General features: G+C 49.3%; 20 protein-coding genes and 1 pseudogene. All 21 read right to left on the reverse strand.

Features of this window, described 5'->3' with window-relative positions:
• Positions 1-71: 71 nt before the first annotated feature.
• The 21 genes and pseudogenes from SSED_RS01625 to spoT all read right to left on the reverse strand — a co-directional run bounded on the left by SSED_RS01625 (position 72) and on the right by spoT (position 23,157).
• Positions 72-704 (reverse strand): DUF3261 domain-containing protein, encoded by a 633-nt coding sequence (locus SSED_RS01625; protein ID WP_012004453.1) that lies wholly within the window; start codon positions 702-704, stop codon positions 72-74.
• 28 nt (positions 705-732) lie between these two features.
• Positions 733-1,995 (reverse strand): NAD(P)/FAD-dependent oxidoreductase, encoded by a 1,263-nt coding sequence (locus SSED_RS01630; protein ID WP_012004454.1) that lies wholly within the window; start codon positions 1,993-1,995, stop codon positions 733-735.
• A complete protein-coding gene (locus SSED_RS01635) occupies positions 1,995-4,409 on the reverse strand; it encodes an MMPL family transporter (RefSeq protein WP_012004455.1) in 2,415 nt (804 codons plus the stop codon). The genes SSED_RS01630 and SSED_RS01635 overlap by 1 nt, the downstream gene beginning before the upstream one ends.
• On the reverse strand, positions 4,406-5,209 hold the full coding sequence (locus tag SSED_RS01640; protein ID WP_012004456.1) for an outer membrane lipoprotein carrier protein LolA: 804 nt from the start codon (positions 5,207-5,209) through the stop codon (positions 4,406-4,408). Before SSED_RS01640 ends, SSED_RS01635 begins: the two co-directional genes overlap by 4 nt.
• Complete coding sequence (locus tag SSED_RS01645) at positions 5,206-5,685, reverse strand: acyl-CoA thioesterase (RefSeq protein WP_012004457.1); 480 nt, start codon at positions 5,683-5,685, stop codon at positions 5,206-5,208. The genes SSED_RS01640 and SSED_RS01645 overlap by 4 nt, the downstream gene beginning before the upstream one ends.
• Positions 5,685-7,244 (reverse strand): HAL/PAL/TAL family ammonia-lyase, encoded by a 1,560-nt coding sequence (locus SSED_RS01650; RefSeq protein ID WP_012004458.1) that lies wholly within the window; start codon positions 7,242-7,244, stop codon positions 5,685-5,687. Before SSED_RS01650 ends, SSED_RS01645 begins: the two co-directional genes overlap by 1 nt.
• Positions 7,245-8,948 carry a glycosyltransferase family 2 protein gene (locus SSED_RS01655; RefSeq protein WP_012004459.1) on the reverse strand — a complete coding sequence of 568 codons (1,704 nt, stop codon included), beginning with the start codon at positions 8,946-8,948 and terminating at the stop codon, positions 7,245-7,247.
• On the reverse strand, positions 8,948-9,325 hold the full coding sequence (locus SSED_RS01660) for an ApeI family dehydratase (RefSeq protein ID WP_012004460.1): 378 nt from the start codon (positions 9,323-9,325) through the stop codon (positions 8,948-8,950). Before SSED_RS01660 ends, SSED_RS01655 begins: the two co-directional genes overlap by 1 nt.
• Positions 9,318-10,682 carry an AMP-binding protein gene (locus SSED_RS01665; RefSeq protein WP_012004461.1) on the reverse strand — a complete coding sequence of 455 codons (1,365 nt, stop codon included), beginning with the start codon at positions 10,680-10,682 and terminating at the stop codon, positions 9,318-9,320. Before SSED_RS01665 ends, SSED_RS01660 begins: the two co-directional genes overlap by 8 nt.
• Complete coding sequence (locus SSED_RS01670; RefSeq protein ID WP_012004462.1) at positions 10,679-11,227, reverse strand: COG4648 family protein; 549 nt, start codon at positions 11,225-11,227, stop codon at positions 10,679-10,681. The genes SSED_RS01665 and SSED_RS01670 overlap by 4 nt, the downstream gene beginning before the upstream one ends.
• The gene (locus SSED_RS01675; RefSeq protein WP_012004463.1) at positions 11,227-11,475 is read right to left on the reverse strand and encodes an acyl carrier protein; all 249 of its coding nucleotides are present in this window, start codon (positions 11,473-11,475) and stop codon (positions 11,227-11,229) included. The genes SSED_RS01670 and SSED_RS01675 overlap by 1 nt, the downstream gene beginning before the upstream one ends.
• Positions 11,476-11,483: 8 nt before the next feature.
• Positions 11,484-11,738, reverse strand: a complete 255-nt coding sequence (locus tag SSED_RS01680; protein WP_012004464.1) for a phosphopantetheine-binding protein — start codon at positions 11,736-11,738, stop codon at positions 11,484-11,486.
• Positions 11,686-12,533: pseudogene (locus tag SSED_RS01685) on the reverse strand (lysophospholipid acyltransferase family protein). Before SSED_RS01685 ends, SSED_RS01680 begins: the two are co-directional and overlap by 53 nt.
• A complete protein-coding gene (locus tag SSED_RS01690) occupies positions 12,526-13,242 on the reverse strand; it encodes a beta-ketoacyl synthase chain length factor (RefSeq protein WP_012004466.1) in 717 nt (238 codons plus the stop codon). The pseudogene SSED_RS01685 and the gene SSED_RS01690 overlap by 8 nt, the downstream one beginning before the upstream one ends.
• 244 nt (positions 13,243-13,486) lie before the next feature.
• Complete coding sequence (locus tag SSED_RS01695) at positions 13,487-14,356, reverse strand: DUF3014 domain-containing protein (protein ID WP_012004467.1); 870 nt, start codon at positions 14,354-14,356, stop codon at positions 13,487-13,489.
• 186 nt (positions 14,357-14,542) lie between these two features.
• Positions 14,543-16,618, reverse strand: a complete 2,076-nt coding sequence (gene recG, locus SSED_RS01700; RefSeq protein ID WP_012004468.1) for an ATP-dependent DNA helicase RecG — start codon at positions 16,616-16,618, stop codon at positions 14,543-14,545.
• A 180-nt stretch (positions 16,619-16,798) separates the two neighbouring features.
• Positions 16,799-17,731, reverse strand: a complete 933-nt coding sequence (locus tag SSED_RS01705) for a calcium/sodium antiporter (protein ID WP_012004469.1) — start codon at positions 17,729-17,731, stop codon at positions 16,799-16,801.
• A 171-nt stretch (positions 17,732-17,902) separates the two neighbouring features.
• A complete protein-coding gene (locus tag SSED_RS01710) occupies positions 17,903-19,558 on the reverse strand; it encodes an AMP-binding protein (protein ID WP_041421490.1) in 1,656 nt (551 codons plus the stop codon).
• A 257-nt stretch (positions 19,559-19,815) separates the two neighbouring features.
• A complete protein-coding gene (gene trmH, locus SSED_RS01715) occupies positions 19,816-20,511 on the reverse strand; it encodes a tRNA (guanosine(18)-2'-O)-methyltransferase TrmH (RefSeq protein ID WP_012004471.1) in 696 nt (231 codons plus the stop codon).
• Positions 20,512-20,578: 67 nt separating this feature from the next.
• Positions 20,579-20,962 carry a deaminase RidA gene (gene ridA, locus SSED_RS01720; protein WP_012004472.1) on the reverse strand — a complete coding sequence of 128 codons (384 nt, stop codon included), beginning with the start codon at positions 20,960-20,962 and terminating at the stop codon, positions 20,579-20,581.
• Positions 20,963-21,051: 89 nt separating this feature from the next.
• Positions 21,052-23,157 carry a bifunctional GTP diphosphokinase/guanosine-3',5'-bis pyrophosphate 3'-pyrophosphohydrolase gene (gene spoT, locus SSED_RS01725; protein WP_012004473.1) on the reverse strand — a complete coding sequence of 702 codons (2,106 nt, stop codon included), beginning with the start codon at positions 23,155-23,157 and terminating at the stop codon, positions 21,052-21,054.
• Positions 23,158-23,159: the final 2 nt, after the last annotated feature.

Raw genomic sequence — 23,159 nt, forward strand, 5'->3', positions numbered from 1 at the left:
TCTAACTAATGTTGTAGAACTTGGGTTATATAGCTTGGGTGTTCATGCCTGTGTAGGGCAATTGTACAAACTTAAACCGGAGTTATTTTAAGTTCAAAATTGGCCTGAGGGATCGCGAGTTCGACCTCTGCCTTCCATGGCTCTCTCTTATCAAAACGAATCTTCAAGATGCTTTCTTGCTGATCTGCTTTAGTGTCATTCCCCGTAGCATATATTCTTCGACATCGCGGCGCATCACACTCGGGAGATGTTAGTGTTGCACCTTGTAAATGGGCATTTACATCCTCGAGTGGCCAGTATATCAGTTGGATGAGTGCAAGCAGGTATTCGGCTTTAAATTCATCACCTAACAACATACTTTGTTGGCTATTCAGACTCGCGCCATCGAAGACTAAAGTAAACAGGGCTTGCCCTAATGGAGCCAAACCGACCAGCGTCAGCTTCTCTCTATCCAGCTCCAAATGACTCAGGAGTTCATGGCGGGAATCATTCACGTTAATGGCTACCTGTTGGGTCGCCGAGCGTGCCTTATTATCCGATGGGATAGGTGCAAGGCAGTAGCTGACACCTTTGGCCAGGGCCACGCAGGTCTGTCGTTGCAGGGTCTGGCTGCAGGCGCTGACAAGCATCGTCAGACAGATAAGAACACAGATCCCTTTGCCGCGCTTCAACCTGTCAGGAATCGTGTTGTGAAATTGGACCATAGTGTACTCTCTACTTCAATCACAGCGTTTAGCGGCATAGCTCAACAATAAGGTTGAGCCTTTTTTCTGATTCGGCGACTAAGGGGTTGGCCTCATCCCATGCATAGCCGGCTAAGATTGAGCAGACCATCTGTTTTATCTTGTTATCCGGGGCATCATAGAAGATGACGTCCTGGAAGCGACCATCATACCAAGCCTCAACATAGGTGCGGAAGGTATCGACTCCCCGCATCAAAGGCTTTGCATATTCACTCTGCCAATCAATTTTTTCACCATTGAGTTGCCTCACGACACATTTAGTCGCCATAGAGGCCGATTGCATAGCGATAGTAACGCCTGAAGAGAAGACCGGATCCAGGAATTCGCCGGCATTGCCTAAGAGGGCAAACTTGTCGGTGGCCAAGGTGCTGACATTGGCGGAGTAGCCTTTAAGTTCCGCACACTCCCGAAGAATTTCGGCATCAGCCAATAGCGTCTTCAGGCCAGGTTCCTGATTGACCATATCCATCAAAATCACTTCCAGGTCAAGGTCTGAGTTGCCCATGAGATGGGGTTCACCCACGACACCTAAAGAGCACCTGTCAGGGCTTAATGGGATCAGCCAATACCAGATATCCCTGTTTTGTGGGTGAACGCTGATCAATATTTTATTACGGTCGAAGGGCCTGTCATCGACCTCTTTTTTGCCGATATTATCTTGGATGTGGGTAAATATGGCACTGCGATTGGCTAACGTCGATGGCTTTTCCAGCTCGAGTAACTTAGGCAGAACACGACCAAACCCACTGGCATCCAATAGATACTCGGCCTCGATAAGATATGCCTCTCCGTTGGCATCGGTTACCGTCAGTCTTGGTTTGCCGATCAGGTCGACGGTTGTAACCGTTTCACCGTAGCGAATATCAACGCCCTGTTCGGCAGCCGTATCTGCCAGCAGTTTATCGAAGTCGGCGCGTTCTACCTGGAAGGTTGCCCCCGGTCCCGGTGTGAATTTATCGCTGAAATCGAAATCTGTGTATTGCTCTTTATAACGAAAAGCGGCGCCGTTTTTGAACTGAAAACCGGCCTGGTTCACCGCGTCGAGCATATTTGCCTCTTCAAGCCATTGCATACAGCAAGGCAGTAGACTCTCACCGATGGAAAAGCGCGGAAAGTGTAGCTTCTCTATGACAATAACCCGCTTGCCTTGCTGATGAAGGAGGCTTGCGGCGATACAACCCGATGGCCCGGCACCTATGATTGCAACGTCAATATCAGTCAGTGTCTCTGGCGTAGATGAAGAGGCTGGCATCACTTAAAAGTCCTTGTAAAAGTTTGAATAAAGGGGGATAGAGCGAAGGTGAAGCCAATCCCCAACAGGAGCGTCAGTCCAAAGCTATGTATGGCCGGCGTACTGCTAAATGCCAGCAGTCCAAAGGCTAAGATGGTTGAACTGGCAGACATAAAGACCGCCATCATCACGCCTCGACTCTGGTGTTTGGATTCGGCAAAAAACAGGCTGTAATCGACGCCGATCCCAAAGACGAGGATGAGTGCCAGAGCATGAAATAGTGTGAGAGGAGCCCCTATCAGCCCAAGTAGTGACAATGTCAAAACCGCTGAAAGTGCCGGAACTGCGACCACTAAAGCGGCCAGTTTTATTCCGAAGCGAGTGCTGAAAATGAGAGCCGCTATAGCCATGGCGATGGCGAGTAGCCAGAGGGTTAATTGTCGGTACTGGCCCATGACGCCGGATATCTCACCGACTCTATCTACCAACTGAACGTAGGATAGTTTGGAGAAAAAACTCTCAAGTTTGTCTATCTCGGTTATTCCGCCAAGCAGCACGATGGCCCCGTATTGATCTTGCAAAGGTGTGGGCGTTATCCATAGCGGCTTAAACAGTTTACCTGCATCGGAACTTATAAAGGATTCTGCATCGATATAGCTTCCTTTGGCTTTTTGATACGCCTCTGCTAAGTCTGAAATCAGGGAGTCATCGAGCCCGAGGTTTTCAACAATCGAGGCTAAATTCTGTTGATAAATAAGCCCCTGCAGCTGGTAATTATCCTCTTGTTTACTTCTGCTTGGAAGGTAGGTACTCAGGCTAAAAGCATTACCAATCAATCCTTTTTCTACTGCATTGTTTAGCTTGGGGGAGAGTATTTCCAGTCGCTGCAGTAATTGCTCTTCAGTCTCTCCTCTAACAAGCAAAAATTGATTATCGGTTCCGCCACTGAGGATACCTCTGAGTTGCTGCTCTTCATCTGATACCGACTCAGGGCTCTGTTGAAGGTTGCGAATATCATCATCACTCGTGAGTTGATAAAGACCAAATGCGGAGATGATGACAGATAGGGCAAGTAACACGCCCCCTATTTTATAATTCAAAAAACGCGATATGGAATTTAATTTTGTCAGGTATGCCGCAGCCATAGACAGGGGCTTTTCACCCGAAGGAAGTGGCCCCGAGGCGAGTAGCGGATAGGCTAGGCTTAAGGTGATATAGGCACCGAACAGACCCGCAGCGCAGAAAACGGCAACCTGCTGCATTCCCGGGAAGGGGGCAAGACCTATGCCGGAATAGGCCAATACACTGGTAAGCAGTGCCAGTGTGATCGCCGGAAATATCTTTCTAATTATCTCGTTGGCACTTTTTTCTGCTTGAGCCAGTCGCTCGCAATAAAAGTGAAAATTATAGTCGATGGCGATGCCTATCAGGCTGGTACCAAACACTAAGGTCAGCAGGTGAAGTTCTGAGAAGATAAGCAGTGTCATCACTACCGCTGTTAGCAGGCTGGTGGTTATCGTCAATAACGCGATGCCCAGAGGCATGACGGAGCGAAAGGCGAGCCAGACGAGTAAGCTCACGCCGATAAGTGAGGCAAGCCCCAGAGTGGAGACTTCACTCTTGGCGCTCTTAGTCGCGGCGCTGGCATGAAACAGGGCGCCGGCTTTGAGAAACGCTACCTGCTTGTTTTGAGACTCGACCGTCTCGAATGCCTCTTGTAACACGGCCATCTGTAATTCTTGTGTGTTTGGGTTAAAGGCGCTACCCAATCCTTTGGCCATCACTATTGCGGCCACCTTAGCCGCCGGTTTTGAGCTTTCGTCAGTTTCGTTAGGAGACCATTGGCCCAGCAGTATTCCCTGTTGCACCTGTAATCTTTGTTTAGGTGCAAGCGCCTGCAGGTTGTCCGGATAAAGCAGTAGAGGGTCGTTAGCGATTAAGCCACTGTTAGCGTAGCCGAAGGCATTGTAGAGCTGAAGCTGAGCCTGCCGGAGCAGTTCGCTTAACTTGCCGGATGAGAGGGCGCTTGCCTGAGCTTGAGTTAACAGATTAAATCTATGATTAAAATAGAAATGGTTCAGTGCCTGAGCCTGATTGAGATCGGCACTTCTTATATCAACGAATGCATCTCGATTGTCCGATGAAAGGCTCTCTATCAATGTATTCGCTGCAGTAACGGCTTGGCTTTTATCTTCGGCGAGTAGGGCGATATAGACAGTGTTTGATAGCTGTTCTTCGACCCGCGCGAGGGCGGTTTCGGTTAAGGGGTCTTCTTTGAGCTTTGGCAGCATAGCCAAAATATCACTTTGGATCTTAGCCCCGCCTTGCCAAAGCTGTATGCCTGTTAACGTGGTGATGCACAGCAACATTACCCAGAGGGCAAATTTGAGCCTTGCCGGGTATTGACTCAGTCTGAGTGCCAATTTATCTATCATGGATAAGGTTCTGGCTTGGCTTCAGGCTGAACCTTAGGAGAATCCTCACCCTGCCTATCTGATAAAAAGAGTCGCTGCTCTTGCGAAAGTGGAGCCTTGCTTATCTGCTCAAACTCAATTCTGCTACTGTCTCCACTGTTGCTCAGTAAGATCAGGGCCGATACCTGCTCCCCGCCCTCTAATACCATTTGAGGGATAGCTTTGACGAGCAGAGGATCTTTAGGGATTAACCCCAGCTGCCAATGAGCTGGTTCATCTTCTTGTGGCTCGTTTCGAGTGTCGTCGGCTTTGAGGTACAGGTTAAAGTGCTCACTCAAGTCGCTCAAGTTACCACTCAGCAGTGCCGACAGTAACTTCGGCATGGTTTGCGCGATAGCTGCGGCTCCCTGATTGGAACCTGCCTGGGATACCTGCCTTCTGCCCGCGCTATCTATCTGTATCAACTCCCCCTCTTTCAATATCAGGGTCGTTTCAAAGGGCTGAGTCTGTTGCCACACAAGGCCGAGTCGAGAATCAAAAATAAAGTGTCCATGACTGATCAGGGGCTTCTTCAGAACCTTGAGTGTTCGGTATTGAGTAAAGCTTCCGCTGGCGCTCTCTCCTATCATGAGCCGATCGGCTAATGCCTGCAGCCTTTTATTGTCTGCTGATGATTCAAAAAGAGTGTCATAATTGGAAGATTGTGTCGCATGAACGTTAAATGTGCTCAGGCTCAACAGCAGGAGTAAACCGAAAACGCTTTTCCCTCGCGATAAACCTGTTGCGAACCATGTGCTATAAGACCTCTCGCGTGTCTTCATCGGCCGCTTCCCTCAGATACTACCGGGTTTTGGGAGGCGTGCTTCTCTATCAGGTGGGCAATTTTTTCTCTGAAGATATCGGGCGTCACGAAGCAAAGCTCGTTGGTTTCAGTTTCAACGGCGGCTTGTATTGTGTAGCCCTTGGTGAGTCGTTGGTTAGTGACGACATCCCTGACCTGATAGTTGATCTTGATACGATTCTCCCACTCGACGAGTGAGGCGATAACCTTAATCTTTTGCTCAAACGTGCTGGGTTGAACGTACTTTATCTGTAGATCGACGATAGGCCAGGAGTAACCTGAGGCTTGCATCTCCCGGTAACCGTATTGGATTTTATCTAATAGCTGACAACGGGCTATTTCGAAATAACGCAAATAGTTGCCATGCCAGGTGATCCCCATGGAGTCGACATCATGAAATGGGATCAGCATCTCTAACTCAATGGTTAAGATGGCTTTGCCCGATAGCTTAGTCATTAACACACTTCCCATAAACCATGCTGGATCTTGTCTACGGTCTGCCTGAGGACAGATTCTAGCGGTCTATCCTCTGTCAGTAGTTCAAAGTCAGCCTTAACTTGCTCCAGGGTCTTAGCGACGGATGGAGTCAGCGATGAGTGGCAAAGCTCCTCTTGTGAGATCCGTAAATTTATCCCTTGCGTCATGGCTAACAGCGCGGCTGCGGCAACCTGCTCCGTCAACTGGAGTACACGCATACAATCGCGTGCTGCTATGGTACCCATGCTGACTTTATCTTGATTGTGACACTCTGTAGAGCGGGAAAATACGCTGGCGGGCATGGTGTTTTTTAATGCCTCGGCTGTCCAGGCGGAGACGCCTATCTGCACGGCTTTGAAACCATGGTTAATTGCGCGCCGTGCCCCTGTCGATGCCGACAGATTAGCGGGGAGACCGTTATTGAACTTAGGATCCATCACCAGAGCCATCTGACGATCGATGAGATCGGCGATATTGGCGACGGTATTTTTCATGGAATCCATGACAAAGGCGATGTGGCCGCCATAGAAGTGACCGCCATGAAGAATATGCTCGCCTTCGGCGTCTACGATAGGGTTATCGTTGGCACTGTTTAACTCAGTCTCGATAAACTGACGCATGAAAGGCAGTGCGTCTTGCAATACACCGATAATGTGCGGCGCGCAGCGGATAGAGTATCTATCCTGGAGTCTATCTGAATTTCTTGGATGCTCATGATGGTTGAGATCTTCGCGGATCCAAGCGGCTATCTGGTTTTGTCCCGGATGAGGCTTAGCGGCGAACAAGATATCATCGAAGTGGTTAGAGTTCCCCTTCAGAGTGAGTGATGCCATCGCGGTGATGCGGCTCGCAAGCCGGCTAAGATACTGGGCTCTGTCATAGGCTAAACACGCCAGCGCCGTCATGACGGCGGTGCCATTCATAAGGGCTAACCCCTCTTTCGGGCGCAGTCTCAGTGGGGAGATATTGAGCTTGGCATACACGTCGGCGGTGGGCTGACGCACACCTTCATAGATGACATCACGCTCGCCCACGAGTACCGCGGCCAGATACGAGAGTGGAGTCAGATCGCCACTGGCCCCTACAGAACCTTCCTCCGGGATCACCGGAATGATATTGAGGTTGAGCAGGTTTTCAATTCTCTGCAATAGCTCGTAGCTCACACCGGATTTACCTACGGCGAGCGAACTTAGTCGGCAAGCCATCACGGCGCGTGCCTGCATAGGGGAGAGTATTTCGCCTAAGCCGCAGCCATGAAATCGAGTGAGGTGCAGGGGGAGTTCATGGACCAGATCCAGGCCAACGGTAACCGTGCAAGAGTCGCCATAACCGGTTGTGACACCATAGACCACCCCCTCTTCATTAAGCAGGCTATCGATGAAGTTAGCCCCTTTTTGAATATAGGTCTGATAATCATGACTCTCTTTTAACTTTGCTTTAGCGCCTTTGGCTACTGCAACGACATCTTCCAGGGATAAGGCCCTGTGACCAAAATGAACAATCATCTCGTTTGGGTTTGATTGATTAGTCTGAGTCATCTATTTATCTGTCCTGTCTTTACCCTGAAAATTGGTTCGCTGGATCTCGCAGTCCTTACGCCAAAAATCAAAAAAATTAAACCATTGCAGCGGTTCACGCCGCGCATAATATTCGAGCCGTGAGCTGTAGTTATTAACGGCGTCTTCGAGTCTCTGCATTCGACCTTTTCTGGGGCCTTTCAGTGTATTCGAGAATGTTTCTAAGTGGACCCTGTAGCGCCCCTGCTCGCGAAGGCAGAACATTAAATATACGGGGCAATCGAGTAGCCCGGCAAGAATAAAAGGCCCCTGAGGGAAGGGAGCTTGTTTTCCCATGAAGGGGGCGTAGATCACCCGGCCTTGGGTGTTCGATGAGGTTCTATCTCCGGCGATAACGACCAACTCTCCCTCTTCAATCTTCTGCTGTAGCAACATCGAGGTTGTCGGGCCTAAGTCGGTGACCTGAATAAGGTTAAGAGAACTATCCGGGTTGAGTTGTTTTAAGACGCGATTAAAGTTTTCGGCATTTTCCGTTAACACCATGACGTTCACTTTGACCCGCTTCTGGTGAACGGAGATGGCTCGGCATAACTCAAGGTTCCCCAGATGAGAGACCAATAATACTGCACCCTGACCGGCTGCTAGCTGATCGGCAAGGAGGGCGCGGTTGGGAAAATCGACCTGACTGAGTTGAATGCGATCGCACCAGGCATCGATGCGATCTAAGGCTGCATTACCGAAGGCAAGGAAGTGTTTGAGGCTTTGACGCCAGTCGACATTCCCTTGTAGTTGTGGCTGCTTCGGATCATAGCTTTTTACCTGCTTCAGAAATGTGAGCGAGGCTTCTCTGGCGCTACGACCTGTCAGGAAGAAATAGAAGATAACGGGATACATGATGGCACGGCATAGCCAGTGTCCGCCGAGTTTATAACTGGCAGCCAGTAATTTTATGCCCCAATAACTGCCGCGTTCGGCGACTCCGGACCAATGAGTATCCCGGTTGTTCTTGATGAATCTCTGTGGCAGACGTTTTAGCATGCCGAAAAACAGTCGGGTGTGCATGCCTGAGATCCGCAGATTATCCCATAATCCCTGAAAGTGGCTGATGCCATCTTCGGGATAGATAACTTGTGTCGGTAGATGGATAACCTCTGTGCCAGCCCAGTGCAGGCGAACTAACACTTCAATATCGAAGTCCATTCGCTCGCCTAAGGCCTGGCTCAGAAATAACTTTTCGGTGGCGGCAAGGGGGTAGACACGAAAGCCACACATGGAGTCTTGTATATCGAAACTTAAGGTCTCTACCCATACCCAGAAATGGGTGAGGTAGCGTGCGTAGAATCGACTCTTAGGAACGGACTCGTCATATTGAGGCAGGCCGGAGATTAAGGCTTTAGGGTTAGCCTCAGCTCTGGCGACCATGGCCGGGATATCGTCTAAGTTATGCTGGCCGTCGGCATCGACCTGTAGTGCATGGCTGTAACCATCTTTATAGGCGGCTCGCAGGCCTGTGGTCACCGCGGCGCCTTTGCCACGGTTAAATGGGTGATGCAATAGCGTGATCCATGAATACTTATCGGCAAGAGAAATTAACAGGTGCCGCGTTTCATCATTGCTACCGTCGTCTACCAGGTAGCAATGAAATTCGAGCTCAGCCAGTGATTCAAGGGTCTTCTCGATCGCAGCTTGATGATTGAAGTTCGGAATGACCAATGCTAATTGCATCAGCTGTTCTCTATATCAGCAAGGGCTGGAGAGGCCAGTAAGATCCGGCCCGATGCGAATCGCTTCTCATCATCAAAATAGCTAAAGAGCAATTTTGTTTTACTGCTGTTTTGAGAGATTTTCAGGCTTACCTCAGAGTTTGGCAGCATTAACTGCTGAAACTTAAGCACTTCTAACGTGGCAACGTCAGCAGGGTAATTGAAATACTCACACCCCATACGAATCGCCCAGTCTAATTGAGTTACACCCGGCAGTACGGCCTGTTCGGGAAAGTGGCCGTCAAAAAATGGTAAGTCAGCGTCGATAAATATGCGCCACTCTACGGCTTCGACTTGAATGTCTGTCGAGAGGACTCTGGGCAGCTTGGATTTAATCATGTTCGAACAACTCAGATAATTGATTAGCTAATCTTTTTCCCTGAGAGTTCACGGGAACAGTTTCAGGGTAGCGCCAACGTCTGGGCAGGGTGACTCGTTCGAACTGGGTCAACAGATGAGCCTTAAACAGATTATTAAGGCTGAGCTTTCCCTCGGTATCTAACTGCTCTTTGCCTTGCTGAGATAACTCAATGACGGCCCCAAGTTGCGTGCGTGGCTGATCTAAGACAAGCAGTGCCGCCTGACTGACCAAGGGGTGGCTCTCTAACAGGGCCTCCATCTGCACCAGTGACAGACGCTTCTCTTCGATTTTTACTACCCGGTCGAGTCGTCCCTGTAACTGAAACTCACCGGGCTTGAGAAGAGTGATCTTATCTTCGCATCTCAGCCATTTATCATTCTCAAGATAGGGTGATTTAAGCAGCAAGGCGCCATCTTTATCGTCTTGGCGGATATCAATGCTGTCGAAAACGCGCCAGGCTTGATCTTGTTGAGTCTGTCTACGGTAGGCTACTCCGCCAGTTTCTGTGCTGCCGAAAACCTCTATGGGTTGTCGGCCATAACAGTGAGCGATGCCTTGGGCCGCCTCGAAATTAAGCGGTCCGCCAGAGCTGAATACTAGGCTTGGCGATCTTAACTGGCGTTCGTTATCCAATGATTCCGGAAGACGGGATAACTGAGCCGGGCTACTGATCAAGCAAAGGTTGGGGAATAAACTGGTGTAATAGGTCAGCGTTTCCGGGTATTCGACAATATCGCTCAAAAATGGACGGCTGGCCGCGAGTGGCCACAGGATCTTAAACAACAGTCCATAGATGTGTTGATGAGAAACGGTCGATATCACGCTGCAGTGCGGAAGATGCTTGGCGAAAGTGTTCTCAAGGATGCTGACTTCAGCATCTAACTGCTCGAGTGTTTTACATACGGCCTTGGGATGACCGCTACTGCCGGAAGTAAAGAGAACGAGCTTTCCGTAATTGTCACACTTTGGCCAGACATTATTGGTTTCATGGAGGTCTCTCTTCAGCATGATGAAGGTTTTACCTTCACAAAGAGGCTGATCAGAGATGACTCCATCGAACTCATGGGTTATCTCACTCAAGGTGCCAGTCTGAGTGTTTGATGGCAGGATTATCTCTTTGCCCGCAAGCAGTGCGGCACATAATCCCACTGCAAACAGGTCGCTACTTTCGCATGCCAATAACCAACGCTGTGATTTTGATTGGATCAGTTGCTGGTGGATATTGGTAACCTGGCTCGTAAAGGCGGCACCGTTGACAATATCATGGTGATTGAAGCTGATAAGTTGTTGGCTCGATGGCCCCTTGGATAACCAAGATTTCAATAACTCTGTCATGACTTTTTTAACCAAATAGTTCTATACAACCACTCGCCACCAAGTAGCGAACCTATGAGCAGATAGGCGATAAGTCCGTTATACAGCGTCCATATTTCCAAACTGGAATAGCGAGCGGTATAGAGGGCTACGACGCCATTGAAAACAAATAAGCCACACCAGATGAGCGTGACTTTTTGTAAGTAAGGTATCGCTTCATCGGGAAGATCAGGTTCTTTCAACCTGGCGAGTCGTTCAATCATACTCGGTCCCGATTTTAGCGAATAGCCGAACAAAAGTAGCATGCTAAGGTTAATCACCACTGGATAGTAAAGTAACCAATCATGCCTCTTTGCGATAAAACTTCCGGCAGTTAATCCTATACCGACCAATACAGGCAAAACCATCGACTTTACCTGTTGCTTTTGTATCAGCAACCGCAGAATTAAAAACAGGCAAAGTACCATGGCTATGGTGCCTGCCGGCAAATAGTTGAGTCCAAAATAAACGGCTAAAGGATAGCCAATCAATAAGAGACTGGTGACTATTTGTAAAAATAAGCGCATCAGCCTTTAGTCAGCCCTTCGATGGCGGTAACCACGTCATCGACGGTCCGTACGGCTTTAAACTCTTCGGGCTTAATTTTCTTCCCTGTCATCTGCTGCAACTTGATGACTAAGTCAACGGCATCGATACTGTCCAGATCTAACTCTTGATAGAGAGACGCTTCAAGGGTGATATCTTCGGCTTCGATTTCAAACTCATCGACTAAGATCTGAGTCAAGGCTTCAAGAATTTGTTCACGACTTTGCATAATCTCTCCTAAGCTCGCTGCGATTCAATAAAGCTAGCCAAGTTGGCCACGCTATAAAAATGTGCTTTAGTGGCTTCAGAGTTCGCTTCGATTTTCACATCGAATCGCTTTTTAATCGCTAGGCCTAGTTCCAGCGCATCGATTGAGTCCAGCCCTAAGCCTTCTCCAAATAGCGCCGCATCAGTTTCAATATCATCGATGCTGACGTCTTCAAGATCTAAGCAATCTATGATTAATTGTTTTATTTCGTTGTGTAAGCTCATAATTTATTTAAGTTCTTTTTTAAAGTGATCTTCGAGATCCCGTGTAAGTAGACGCGCCATTTTTGCATCGCCACCGGCTTGTGTATCATACCTGATGTGATCGATAGTTTCGCCTACTTCAACACGCATCCCTATGGTGCGACGGGGGATTTCATACCAGGCTTCCTGCTTAGTTAAGCCAGATGCATTGGTATGAAGAATGACAGGTAAAATATCTGTCTTGGTTCTCAGTGCTATATTGGCAGCACCACGGGCAAAATCATTGATAACAGTGCCAAGGACTGTGCGTGTGCCTTCCGGGAAGATGATTAAGTTAGTCCCGCGGTCTAACACTTGCTTGCAATCAAGTAGAAGTAATTCAGCACCACGGTTAGGTATATAACCCGCGCAGGCCACAACGCCGCGCATAAAAGGGTTTCGCCAGATACCTTGTTTAACGATGCATCCGGCATTTGGCATTAAGCTTATCAATACCACGACATCGACCAGGGTAGGATGATTCATGATCACCACCTTGCCTCTCGCCTCGCTCAGTCGCGTGATGTTAACCGGGGTGACTTTTATGACCCCAGCCCTGGTGAGCATATGGACGAACCCCCGAAACATAATATGTACGGCTTTTTGTACCCGACTAACTCTTTGCTCTCTAGTGCCCGGCCAAAACCTGAGAAGAGGTAAGATGGTTAGCGAGGTTAACAGGCCGCCGAGCCCGAAAACGATATAGCAGCTAACGCCTCCTAACCACCTGGGAATGTAGGCAATACCGGTGAGTCTCTTTGCCGGAGCGTTATCCAAAACTTAACTGCCAATGATGTTTAGATAGCGTTCCACTCGTGGGCTGTTTTGTCGCCAGACTATGGAGAAGCTCTCCATAACTCAGATCATCTGCCGAAGTTAAATTGCCTATGGTGAGCTGTGGCTGACCGGGCTCAGGCGCTGTAAGCGTCAAAACGAAGGCCATAGAGAGCGGCAGTTCCGGCTCGTCGGTGAACTGGCTATAAACCTGTGGAACCGGTTCATCACCAAAGACAAACAGGAGTGGAGTGGGGTCTTCGTGAAGCTGAGCATAAGCCTCAACCAGTGCTTGATAAAGTGTCTCACTACCTGCGGCAATCGAGGTAGAGGCGGAGCGGTTTCCCTTAAGTATGCTGTAGATCCCACTGGCGGTATTATGGACCGACTGGCTAAAGGCCGTGGGAGAAAGGGCCTCTCGATTTACGACATTATCGAGTAGCCCTATGGTGCGATTTAGCTCTCCGTGTCTGGAGCTGAAGATGGTACGGCATTGCTGCGGCGCATCACATTGAAAGGCGGCTTCGAGTTGCATCTTGGTCAGAGCGCTATAGCGCCTGCGCTGCATGGCCGGAACCTGGGCTAATTTTGGTGCTCTGGGCAGATCTGAATCATGAGCTAATTTTGTTTCCGGCCAACGCTTCCAATCACTGGCCTGTTGGCATCGAGGAGACCAGGCTCCCCAAGAACAAATTGTAAATAGTAACTGCACCGCTTTGCCTCTGATATGACGATTGAGTCCGGGTTGTCCATAACGAGTAATATCAGAGTTGCAATACCCTAAATTTCAGTCGCCATACCCGATTCATTCTACACCAGATTCATCTCTATGATGAAGGGTTTTGGATTACAGGTGTTGTGATAATGTATCGAGGGGAGTGGACGATTTATGAGGTAGGTTTTTAACCTGCAGCGCGGGGGCTGCAGGTTACATTCGATGGATGAGGTTAAAGCGATTAATCAGCTAGATGCTTCTTTAGTCTACGAAGCGCAGCTTTCACCTTCTTGCTATTTTCAGGGCCCATTCTCACTAATAATTTTTGCGCATTAGGAAGGGCTTCAAGTTGAGGATCGACAAATTGATAGTTAACGCTGACACCATCGAGCTCTATGGGTTGTTCAATAATCGGCGCCGCCAGCATGATGTCGATGGCCTCCAGCATGCGCTCATTAAAGCTCATATCACCATAACCTAACTCCTCAAATGCCTCAGATAACAGCGGGGTCAGCTCTTTATAGGTGTCAGCAAGTTGCACCTCATTTAAGTTGGCAACAAAATCGGCGTAAAGGTCGTACCTGTGGTAGCTGTCCGGGTTAAGGTAAGTTTTATTGGTGATCTCTGAAACGGTAAATACTCTCTCAGGCCCCTTGAGCGGACTGACCTTGCGAGCGAGTTCTCCCTGCGCCAGGTTATCGACAAACACCACAAAATGTCTCACGAGATCTTTTTCGACCAGCATGGGCTCAATCGCCATACCGTCGGCCATCACGACCGTCTTGTCATGAACAAAACTATCACTCTCTTCCAACGTCGGCAGAGGTTCAATTTCTGGTTGAGGGGTCTCAACCACCTCTATTACCGGTTCGACGACAGCTTCTATCTCTGGCTCCGGGATATCGGCAATGGTGACGAGAGGCTCTTCGGGGAGCACGTCCGGTATTTCAACGGCGGCTCTCTCTTGTGGTTGTAACTCTGCGGTATCGCTGAAATAGTAATAAGCTCCACCGGAGATGAGTACCACAACGGCAAGCGCCACGATTGCTATGGTATTGGCACCGGCAGACTTTTCTTGCGGTGCTATTCTATCTTCTTGACTAACTTGCATTTAACATCCTTTGAAAGCTCGACTCGGTTACGGAGGGCCAAGTGCATGGCCTGATACCAAAGCAATATGTGTGGTATCACTCCATTTTGCAAAATTCAGCGGTCTTGTCTAGGGAAGTCAGCTGAAATAAAAAATAATTAATCTGAAAGTGTGTATTGAGCGGCGATTATTAACCTGACGGTAGCGTTATGCCTGCACAAACTGCTCTCGATCGCCTAGCCAGCGCTGCACAATACCATCGACATTGTCCGGCGCTTGCTGCATGAGGTGAACGGCCAGTTTTTGAATATGAGGAATAAGGGCCTGATCTCGGATGAGATCGGCGATTTTCATATCGGCAATTCCTGTTTGCTTAGTGCCTAGCACCTCACCGGGACCTCTGATCTCAAGATCTTTTTGGGCAATGATAAAGCCATCGTTACTGTCTCTGAGCACACCTAATCGCTTGGTGGCGCTGGGCGAGAGTGGGGCTTTATACATAAGTACGCAGTGGCTGGCCACCGCGCCCCGGCCGACGCGGCCCCTAAGCTGGTGCAGTTGGGCTAAACCTAATCGCTCAGGGTTTTCGATGATCATCAAGCTGGCATTGGGTACATCGACTCCCACTTCGATGACGGTGGTGGCGACTAACAGATTCAGGTTGCCGGCCTTGAACTCGGCCATAATGGCTTGCTTCTCGGCGGACTTCATGCGGCCGTGAACCAAGCCTACCTTGAGCTCTGTGAGCATGAGCCTAAGCTCTTCGGCGGTATCTTCAGCGGCTTGGCACTCGAGTACCTCTGACTCTTCAATTAAGGTGCAGACCCAATAAGCCTGTCTGCCATCGTTAGTGGCGGCTTGTCTGACTCTTTCGATCACTTCGTTGCGCCTCGAGTCCGACACGGCCACGGTAGCAACCGGCGTTCGCCCGGGTGGCAGCTCATCAATCACCGAAGTATCTAAGTCTGCATATGCCGTCATTGCCAATGTTCGTGGAATGGGGGTTGCGGTCATGATCAACTGATGGGGATGGAACCCTTGGGCTATCCCTTTCTCCCTGAGTCCTAAACGTTGATGAACGCCAAATCTGTGTTGTTCATCTATGATGATCAAGGCCAGTTTATTAAAGGTGACCTTCTCTTGAAAGATGGCGTGAGTACCTATCACCATATTGGCTTCACCACTCTCAATATCCATCAGAGATTGTGTTCTCGCCTTTCCTTTTAATTTTCCTGCCAACCAGCCAACTTTGAGTCCCAGGGGCTCAAACCATTGAGTAAAGTTCTCGGCATGTTGCTCCGCAAGGAGCTCGGTCGGAGCCATCATGGCGACCTGGTAACCATTTTCAATCGCCTGCAGGGCGGCCAAGGCGGCGACTATGGTTTTTCCTGAGCCAACATCGCCCTGAACGAGACGCATCATAGGAAATGGCTTCTCCAGATCCGTCGAGATATCTGCTCCGACTCTTTGTTGGGCTCCGGTTGGCTTAAAGGGAAGCGATTTCAAAAATGGATTAAGCAGTTGCCCCGATGCAGGCATTAAGACGGCCTTGTCCCGATTACTGCGTTGACGCAGCTTCAACATACTTAGGTTATGGGCCAGCAACTCCTCTTGAATTAACCTCTGTTGCGCCGGGTGAGTGCCTTGTTCGAGTTCAAATAGGTTGACGCCGTTATGAGGTCGATGCAACAGCATTAAAGCAGCTTTTAAGCTCAAGTTATTGGGCTGAAGCTCCGGCGGTATCAACTCCTGCAGACCTCCCTCTTCGAGCAGGGCTAAGGCTTGCTCCGTCAGCTTTATCCAGCTGGCTTGTTTGAGGCCTTCGGTTGTCGGATAGACTGGCGTGAGGGTATCGCTCAAGGGAAGGTCGCTATTGGTCTGTACCAGCTTATATTCCGGATGAATGATCTCTGCCTGATGTTTTCCACGGCGAATTTCGCCATAGGCGCGAATGGTTAATCCATTCTCTAATCCATTTTTTTGTGCGACAGAGAAGTTGAAGAATCTGAGGGTGAGGCTGCCGGTGTCATCTCTCACGGTACAGGTCAGCATGCGCTTGCGGCCCTGAATAATCTGGCTGGATTGAATGACGGCTTCGATTGTACCGTAGTTACCAGGATAAAGTGAGGCGATGGGATAGATCTGGGTGCGATCTTCGTAACGCAGGGGCAGGTGAAACAGCAGATCCTGTACCGTATGAATGCCGAGCTTAGCCAAGCGTTCGGCCATCTTCTTGGCAACGCCTTTAAGCTCAGTTACGGGAACAAGGTCGAGTCTATTCACTCACAATACCAATCTGATTAGTTGAGTGTAATCGTTTAGATAATACTCAATCACTGTGTTTATATACATATACTATCAGATAAACCGGCTATGGCAATCCTATGGGCGGTATTGTGGCTTAAACCTTGGCACTATCTCCTAGCCGGACGAGTCGTGCGGCCTTTGGGTAGAGGGTGAAGACTAAGCTGTAGCTTGAGCCACGAGGTAGCCGATATATGAGATATATCCGGCTAATAGAATCCCCCCTTCCCGGCGACCGATCCTAAAACCCGACCAGGCGAAGGGTAAGATGAGGATTGCCAATAGCAGCATAACCATCAAATCAAGACTTTGTACTCCCCCGGCGGCAATGGGATGTATGAGTGCTGTGATACCCAATATGCCAAGAATATTGAATAGGTTTGAGCCGACAATATTGCCTATGGCTATATCACTCTCTCCTTTTCTCGCGGCCACAACCGAGGTGACAAGTTCAGGCATACTTGTTCCTATGGCGACTATGGTCAGCCCTATGATCACTTCGCTGATCCCTAAGGTTTTGGCTAACTCTACGGCGCCATCGACAAATAGGATCCCGCCTGTGACCAGCATGGTAATACCAAGGATTATCAGGACCACAGATAACAGCGGACTTTGTGGTCGTTCATCGATCTCTTCACTATTGCCCTCATTTCTTGAGCTGATATAGCTGAAGCCCAAATAGCCGACCAATAGCGTGGTGAGCAGGGCACCATCCCAGAAACTTAGGCCACCGTCGAGCAGTAAGCCCCAGAAAAGGAGTGAGGCGACAATCATGATAGGAATGTCGCGTCTTACCATCTGAGATTGCACCTGGATGGGTCGGATTAAGGCGGTTATTGCCAAGATAAGGCCAATATTGGCGATGTTTGAGCCGATGACATTACCCAGTGCGATACCACTCTTGCCAGCGAGTGCAGACTTTAAACTTACGGCTAGCTCGGGTGCACTGGTACCAAATGCCACTATGGTCAAGCCGATAACCAGAGGTGCAATTCCCAGTCTCAGTGCGATAGCGCTCGCACCTCGAACCAAGGCCTCGGCACCGAGTGTTAATATTAGGAAACCGCCGATAATGGACAGTAAAATGAGCATGCTTTTTCACCAGGATAATTTCAGGATGGCTAGCATAAGTATTTTGCCCGCACAGGCAATAAAAATAAGCGATGAGGGGATTAAATTTCGTTAATTTTGAAGGTTCCCATAACAAAAAAGCATGCCCAATGGCATGCTTTAAATAAGGTAACTAAGAGTGGCTGCTAAAGGTTACAGCTCCTCTTCCCAGCGAACCTTGCCTCCACGGATCCCATCTACTCTTTCACTGAAACGTTTTTCTAACACATGGCGTTTTATCTTCAGTGTCGGAGTTAATACGTCATTATCGACGTCCCATGGTTCAGAGACGACAATTATTGCATCTAAGGTCTCATGGGACTCCAGGTTAGGGTTGATGCTGTCCAGCGTCGCCTTCAAGGAGGTGCGTACCTCCTCTCTTGGCTGCAGTGATGCGCCCTCGGAGAGTTGTACCAGGGCTATAGGATGGGGCAGACCCGAACCTATGACACAGAGCAGCTCTATATGAGGATCCTGGGCAAGCTTGCGCTCAATAGGTACCGGCGCGACATACTTTCCTTTGGACGTTTTAAAGTTATCTTTTACCCGCCCGGTAATGGTGACACAGCCATCGTTGTCGATTTCACAAAGATCGCCGGTATGGAAGTAACCATCGGGATCGAAACAGGCTGCGGTCATCTCAGGTTGTTTATAGTAACCCGTCATCAATCCCGGACTCTTAACCAACAGTTCTCCGGACTCAGTTTGTTTAATGGAGCATCCCTCGATTGCGCGGCCGACTGTGCCGATTTTAGCGGGATCGAATGGGTAGTTGATAATCGAGTAGGCACTGTTCTCTGTCATGCCCCATGCTTCACTGATGTTGAGTCCTATCTTGTGATACCAGGCGATCAGAGACGGTGGAATAGGCGCCGAGCCAGAACCTAGCAGGTGGCAGTGCTCTAACCCCAGACCCTCATGGATCTTCTTCTTAACGATATTATTGAGGATCGGCACCTTAAGCAGAAAATTGAGCTTCTTATAGCCGATCTTCTCTATAATGTTTTGCTGAAACAGGCTCCACAGCCGTGGGACAGAGAAGAAGACCGTGGGTCTTGCGCGTTGAACATCGGTGACAAAACTATCGAGACTCTCAACAAATGCGACGCTGCTGCCGGAATAAAATGAGGAGCCCTCCATCGCAACGCGTTCGGTAATATGCGCCAGGGGCAGATAGGAGATCAGCCTGTCTTCAATGTCCGTTTTCAGATCCCGGACCACAGCCTTACAGGTCCAGCCATAACTGGCGAAGTTCAGTATCGCACCCTTGGGCTTGCCGGTTGACCCCGAGGTGTAGATCAGGGTCATGGTCTGATCCGGTGTCGCGAAGGGCGCATCGATTAGAGGTTGGCCCATTTCGAGCAGGCTGTCCCACTGGTATTGTGCCGGCATAGTGTCGTAGGGCATTGCCATTCTAAGGATATCACCACCTACGCCAGCTTCCTGATCGGCCCAATAATCCAGCTTGCCGATAAAGATGGCTTTCGCTTCACTGTGCTCGAGGACATAACGTATGGTGTCTGCGTTGGCCGTGGGATAGATGGGAACGCTAATGTACCCCCCATGCATCAGGGCGAGATCGGTAATAAACCATTCGGCGCAGTTTTTCGATAATACCGCGACCTTATCACCGGGCTTTAACCCTAAGTGTCTCAGTGCACCGGCTATCTGTTGCATCTTCTGCTGAACTTCTACCCAGCTAAAATCTTTATATTGACCATTGATGGGTTGTCTCAGGTAGGTGTTGTTACCGAGCTTGTCGACCCAATGGGCTAGCATCTCTACAGGGGTTTTAATTGTCGATTCCATCAGCGATTCCATAATTATTATTGTTAAAATCAGGCCGAACAGAATAGTTCTTTTTATATGTGTTCGATATCTGTTCGACTACGTCTTTGAGTATGGCGAAAAATGTGATCTATGACAAATTCTTTGGAGAATAAATAGTTGGAGGGCTAAAGCAAAAAGTAGAAATTGAGGGGAAGGGGCTTTTGAGGATATGAGTTGTGACTGTTCGGGTCGTTCAGGTGTGTCTGGCCGACCCGTTAACAGAGCTTCAAATAGGTTTACTTGACTGCTTTTTGTGGTGACCGCATCCTTTCCCACCAGGCTGCGTCTGCGACAATCTGTCCCAACGCATCTACCTTAGGATAGGGGATGCTTTTACGTCGGCAGGCTTTAGCATAAATCGGATGACCCTGTTCGAACAGTTTTACCTGGCAGTAGTCTTCATCGAGTCTGCGCTGGCCGTACATTCCCGCAGCCTCTCTCTGACGCTGCGCCTCATACATGATGAGAGCCGATGCTACCGATACATTCAGGGATTGGACCATGCCTATCATAGGTATGATGATATGTTGATCGGCCGCAGCGATCCCCTCCGGACTCACGCCATCTCGCTCATTACCTAAGATAATGGCGGTGGGGCGTGTATAGTCAATCTCGCGAAAATCTACCGCATCTTCAGAAAAATTAGTCGCCAGAATTTGCATTCCCTGAGCACGAAACTGCGTCTGGGCCTCGTCCATATGATCATGCCTGATGGTCTTGACCCACTGCTGGCTACCCGAAGCTGTATTGCCAGAGACACGCATATCAAGATCTGGCCAGATGGCGTGAACTTGATGGATCCCCACGGCATCGGCGGTACGTATGACCGCGGCGATATTATTGGTCTTATGGACTTTATCGAGGCAGAGGGTGAGATCTGGCTGGCGGTTGTCTAGCATCTCATTGATGCGTGCAAAGCGTTCTGGACTCATGGCTTACTTCTAATAGGTTTAAATAACAAAAGGGCGCCGCAGCGCCCTAACTGTGCAGAGATAGAGATTAAATCTCCATGACTCCATCCATCTCAACCAGAGAATCTTTTGGTAATTGCTTAACTCCGATAGCGGCGCGAGCAGGATAAGGCTGAGAGAAGTAACGTTCCATGATCTCATTCACGGTAGCGAAGTGACTCAAGTCAGTCATGAAGATATTGAGTTTAACGATATCGCTGAGTGAGCCACCCGCCGCCTCACAAACTGCAGTAAGGTTTTCAAATACCTGGACCACTTGCGCTTCAAACTCATCGCTGACCATCTGCATAGTTTCCGGATTCAGTGGGATCTGACCCGAAAGGTAGACGGTGCTACCAACTCTTACGGCTTGAGAATAGGTGCCGATCGCTTGTGGAGCTTTATCTGTGGCGATGATGATTTTTTCTGCCATAACACTCTCTCTGTTTTGTTAACTAACTATCGATTAGGAATTTAACGCTTACAAAACTAAATGAATACGAAACTCAGTCATTCCGAAGTCTAGCGATTACGGGATGTACGTAATACTTCAGGTAATACTCTGATGCGTCGCATCACGTTGGCCAAGTGAATTCGGTCTCTGACTGAAACGCGCAGATTGATGAGGAAGACTCTGCCATCACGCTCTTCGGTGCTGAGATTGTGAATATTGGCGCCTTCGGCGGCAACAATCGAGGTGATTTTAGCCAAGGCTCCTTGATGATTCACTATCTCTACTCGCAAGTTCGCCTGGTACTCGACGCCCTCTGCGCTGTCCCATTGGACTGGAATATATTTATCCGGCTCACCCTGATAACCACGAATATTGGCACAACTTTCCATGTGTACGACCAGGCCTTTGCCCGGGCTAACGTGGGCGATGACGGCATCGCCGGGGATTGGGCGACAACAGTTGGCAAAGGTCACCAGCATGCCTTCGGCGCCTCTGATCGGCATCATGTTGGAGTCTTTATCTTCGTGCTGCTCTATCTGATCGCCACGAAGTCGCTGAGCGATAACAATGCTCATGGCATTGCCTAAGCCAATATCGGCCAATAGCTCATCTAAGGTGTTATGTTTGGTGTCGTTGACGACGCTGTCGATCTGTTCGGCCGAAATAGTATCTAACTTAGTTTCGCCCAATGCATGATTTAACAGACGCTTACCCAGTGCTACCGCGTCGACCTCTTTGAGGCTCTTCAATATCTGGCGGATCTTAGCGCGAGCCTTACCCGTAACAACAAAGTTCAACCAGGCGGCATTGGGCCTGGCCCCCTTGGCCGTAATAATTTCAACGGTTTGCCCCGAGATCAATGGCTGGCTAAGTGGATAGGCCTGACGATTCACGCGCGCGCCGACACAGGTATTACCCACATCGGTATGAACTTCATAGGCAAAATCGACGGGTGTTGCACCGACGGGAAGTTCGAGAATGCGCCCTTCGGGAGTAAAGACATAGATCTCTTCAGGGAAGAGCTCGGTCTTAAAGTTTTCGACGAATTCGAACGAGGTACTGGCGCTCTGCTGCAATTCCAGCAGGCTCTGCATCCACTTACGGGCACGGACTTGTGTCGTGGTCCCTTGTTCTGCGGAACTGCCTTTCTTGTAGACCCAATGTGCCGCAACCCCTTTATCAGCCATCTGGTCCATATCTTCGGTACGGATCTGTATCTCAACGGGTACAGCGTGAGGACCAAACAATGAGGTATGCAAGGATTGGTAACCGTTGGCTTTAGGGATAGCGATATAATCTTTGAAACGTCCCGGGCGAGGCTTGTATAGCCCATGCATAGCACCCATGACGCGGTAACAGGTGTCTATGGAATCGACAATTACGCGGAAGGCATAGATATCCATCACTTCCTGGAATTGAAGTTCCTTGCTACGCATCTTGTTATAGATGGAGTAGAGATTCTTTTCTCGGCCCTTAACGGTGCCCTGCAATCCGGTGTCTTCGAGGCGAGTATGCACCGCGGCCTCGATGCTTTGGATCAGCTCTTTACGATTGCCTCTGGCGGCTTTAACCACCTCTTTAAGCACACGGTAACGCATTGGGTAATAGGCTTGAAAGCCTAAGTCTTCCAGCTCTATCTTGATATTGTGAATACCGAGACGATTAGCGATGGGTGCATAAATTTCGAGGGTTTCTCTGGCAATACGGCGACGTTTATCGGGTCTGAGTGCTCCGAGTGTGCGCATATTGTGAGTGCGATCGGCTAATTTAATCAGGATAACTCGAATATCTTGAGTCATTGCCATCATCATCTTACGGAAGTTTTCGGCCTGGGCTTCTTTCTTATCGCGGAATTTTAGCTTATCGAGTTTGGAGACGCCTTCGACCAGCTCGGCGATGGATTCACTGAAAATCTCAGCGAGCTCCTCTTTGGTAACCGGTGTGTCTTCAATGGTGTCGTGCAGGAGGGCAGCCATAAGCGTCTCATGATCGAGACGCATATCGGCCAGGATGCGGGCTACCGCAACCGGGTGTGTGATATAAGGTTCACCACTTGTGCGCATTTGACCTTCATGGGCATCACGCGCCACCTGATAGGCCTGCTTGAGTAATTCTACCTGATCAGGTTCTAAATAACCCGATGCAGACTCCTTGAGACCTTCAAACAGATACAAGT

This window comes from Shewanella sediminis HAW-EB3 (assembly GCF_000018025.1).
GTDB classification, from domain to species: Bacteria; Pseudomonadota; Gammaproteobacteria; order Enterobacterales; family Shewanellaceae; genus Shewanella; species Shewanella sediminis.

What these genes read in the sequence shown, in the direction of transcription:
- SSED_RS01670 (WP_012004462.1), bottom strand. Translation starts at nt 11,227, where the DNA reads ATGCGCTTATTTTTACAAATAGTCACCAGTCTCTTATTGATTGGCTAT.
- SSED_RS01695 (WP_012004467.1), bottom strand. Translation starts at nt 14,356, where the DNA reads ATGCAAGTTAGTCAAGAAGATAGAATAGCACCGCAAGAAAAGTCTGCC.
- ridA (WP_012004472.1), bottom strand. Translation starts at nt 20,962, where the DNA reads ATGGCAGAAAAAATCATCATCGCCACAGATAAAGCTCCACAAGCGATC.
- SSED_RS01710 (WP_041421490.1), bottom strand. Translation starts at nt 19,558, where the DNA reads ATGGAATCGACAATTAAAACCCCTGTAGAGATGCTAGCCCATTGGGTC.
- SSED_RS01660 (WP_012004460.1), bottom strand. Translation starts at nt 9,325, where the DNA reads ATGATTAAATCCAAGCTGCCCAGAGTCCTCTCGACAGACATTCAAGTC.
- SSED_RS01675 (WP_012004463.1), bottom strand. Translation starts at nt 11,475, where the DNA reads ATGCAAAGTCGTGAACAAATTCTTGAAGCCTTGACTCAGATCTTAGTC.
- SSED_RS01645 (WP_012004457.1), bottom strand. Translation starts at nt 5,685, where the DNA reads ATGACTAAGCTATCGGGCAAAGCCATCTTAACCATTGAGTTAGAGATG.
- SSED_RS01705 (WP_012004469.1), bottom strand. Translation starts at nt 17,731, where the DNA reads ATGCTCATTTTACTGTCCATTATCGGCGGTTTCCTAATATTAACACTC.
- SSED_RS01650 (WP_012004458.1), bottom strand. Translation starts at nt 7,244, where the DNA reads ATGACTCAGACTAATCAATCAAACCCAAACGAGATGATTGTTCATTTT.
- SSED_RS01655 (WP_012004459.1), bottom strand. Translation starts at nt 8,948, where the DNA reads ATGCAATTAGCATTGGTCATTCCGAACTTCAATCATCAAGCTGCGATC.
- SSED_RS01665 (WP_012004461.1), bottom strand. Translation starts at nt 10,682, where the DNA reads ATGACAGAGTTATTGAAATCTTGGTTATCCAAGGGGCCATCGAGCCAA.
- SSED_RS01640 (WP_012004456.1), bottom strand. Translation starts at nt 5,209, where the DNA reads ATGAAGACACGCGAGAGGTCTTATAGCACATGGTTCGCAACAGGTTTA.
- SSED_RS01625 (WP_012004453.1), bottom strand. Translation starts at nt 704, where the DNA reads ATGGTCCAATTTCACAACACGATTCCTGACAGGTTGAAGCGCGGCAAA.
- trmH (WP_012004471.1), bottom strand. Translation starts at nt 20,511, where the DNA reads ATGAGTCCAGAACGCTTTGCACGCATCAATGAGATGCTAGACAACCGC.
- SSED_RS01680 (WP_012004464.1), bottom strand. Translation starts at nt 11,738, where the DNA reads ATGAGCTTACACAACGAAATAAAACAATTAATCATAGATTGCTTAGAT.
- SSED_RS01635 (WP_012004455.1), bottom strand. Translation starts at nt 4,409, where the DNA reads ATGATAGATAAATTGGCACTCAGACTGAGTCAATACCCGGCAAGGCTC.
- SSED_RS01630 (WP_012004454.1), bottom strand. Translation starts at nt 1,995, where the DNA reads ATGCCAGCCTCTTCATCTACGCCAGAGACACTGACTGATATTGACGTT.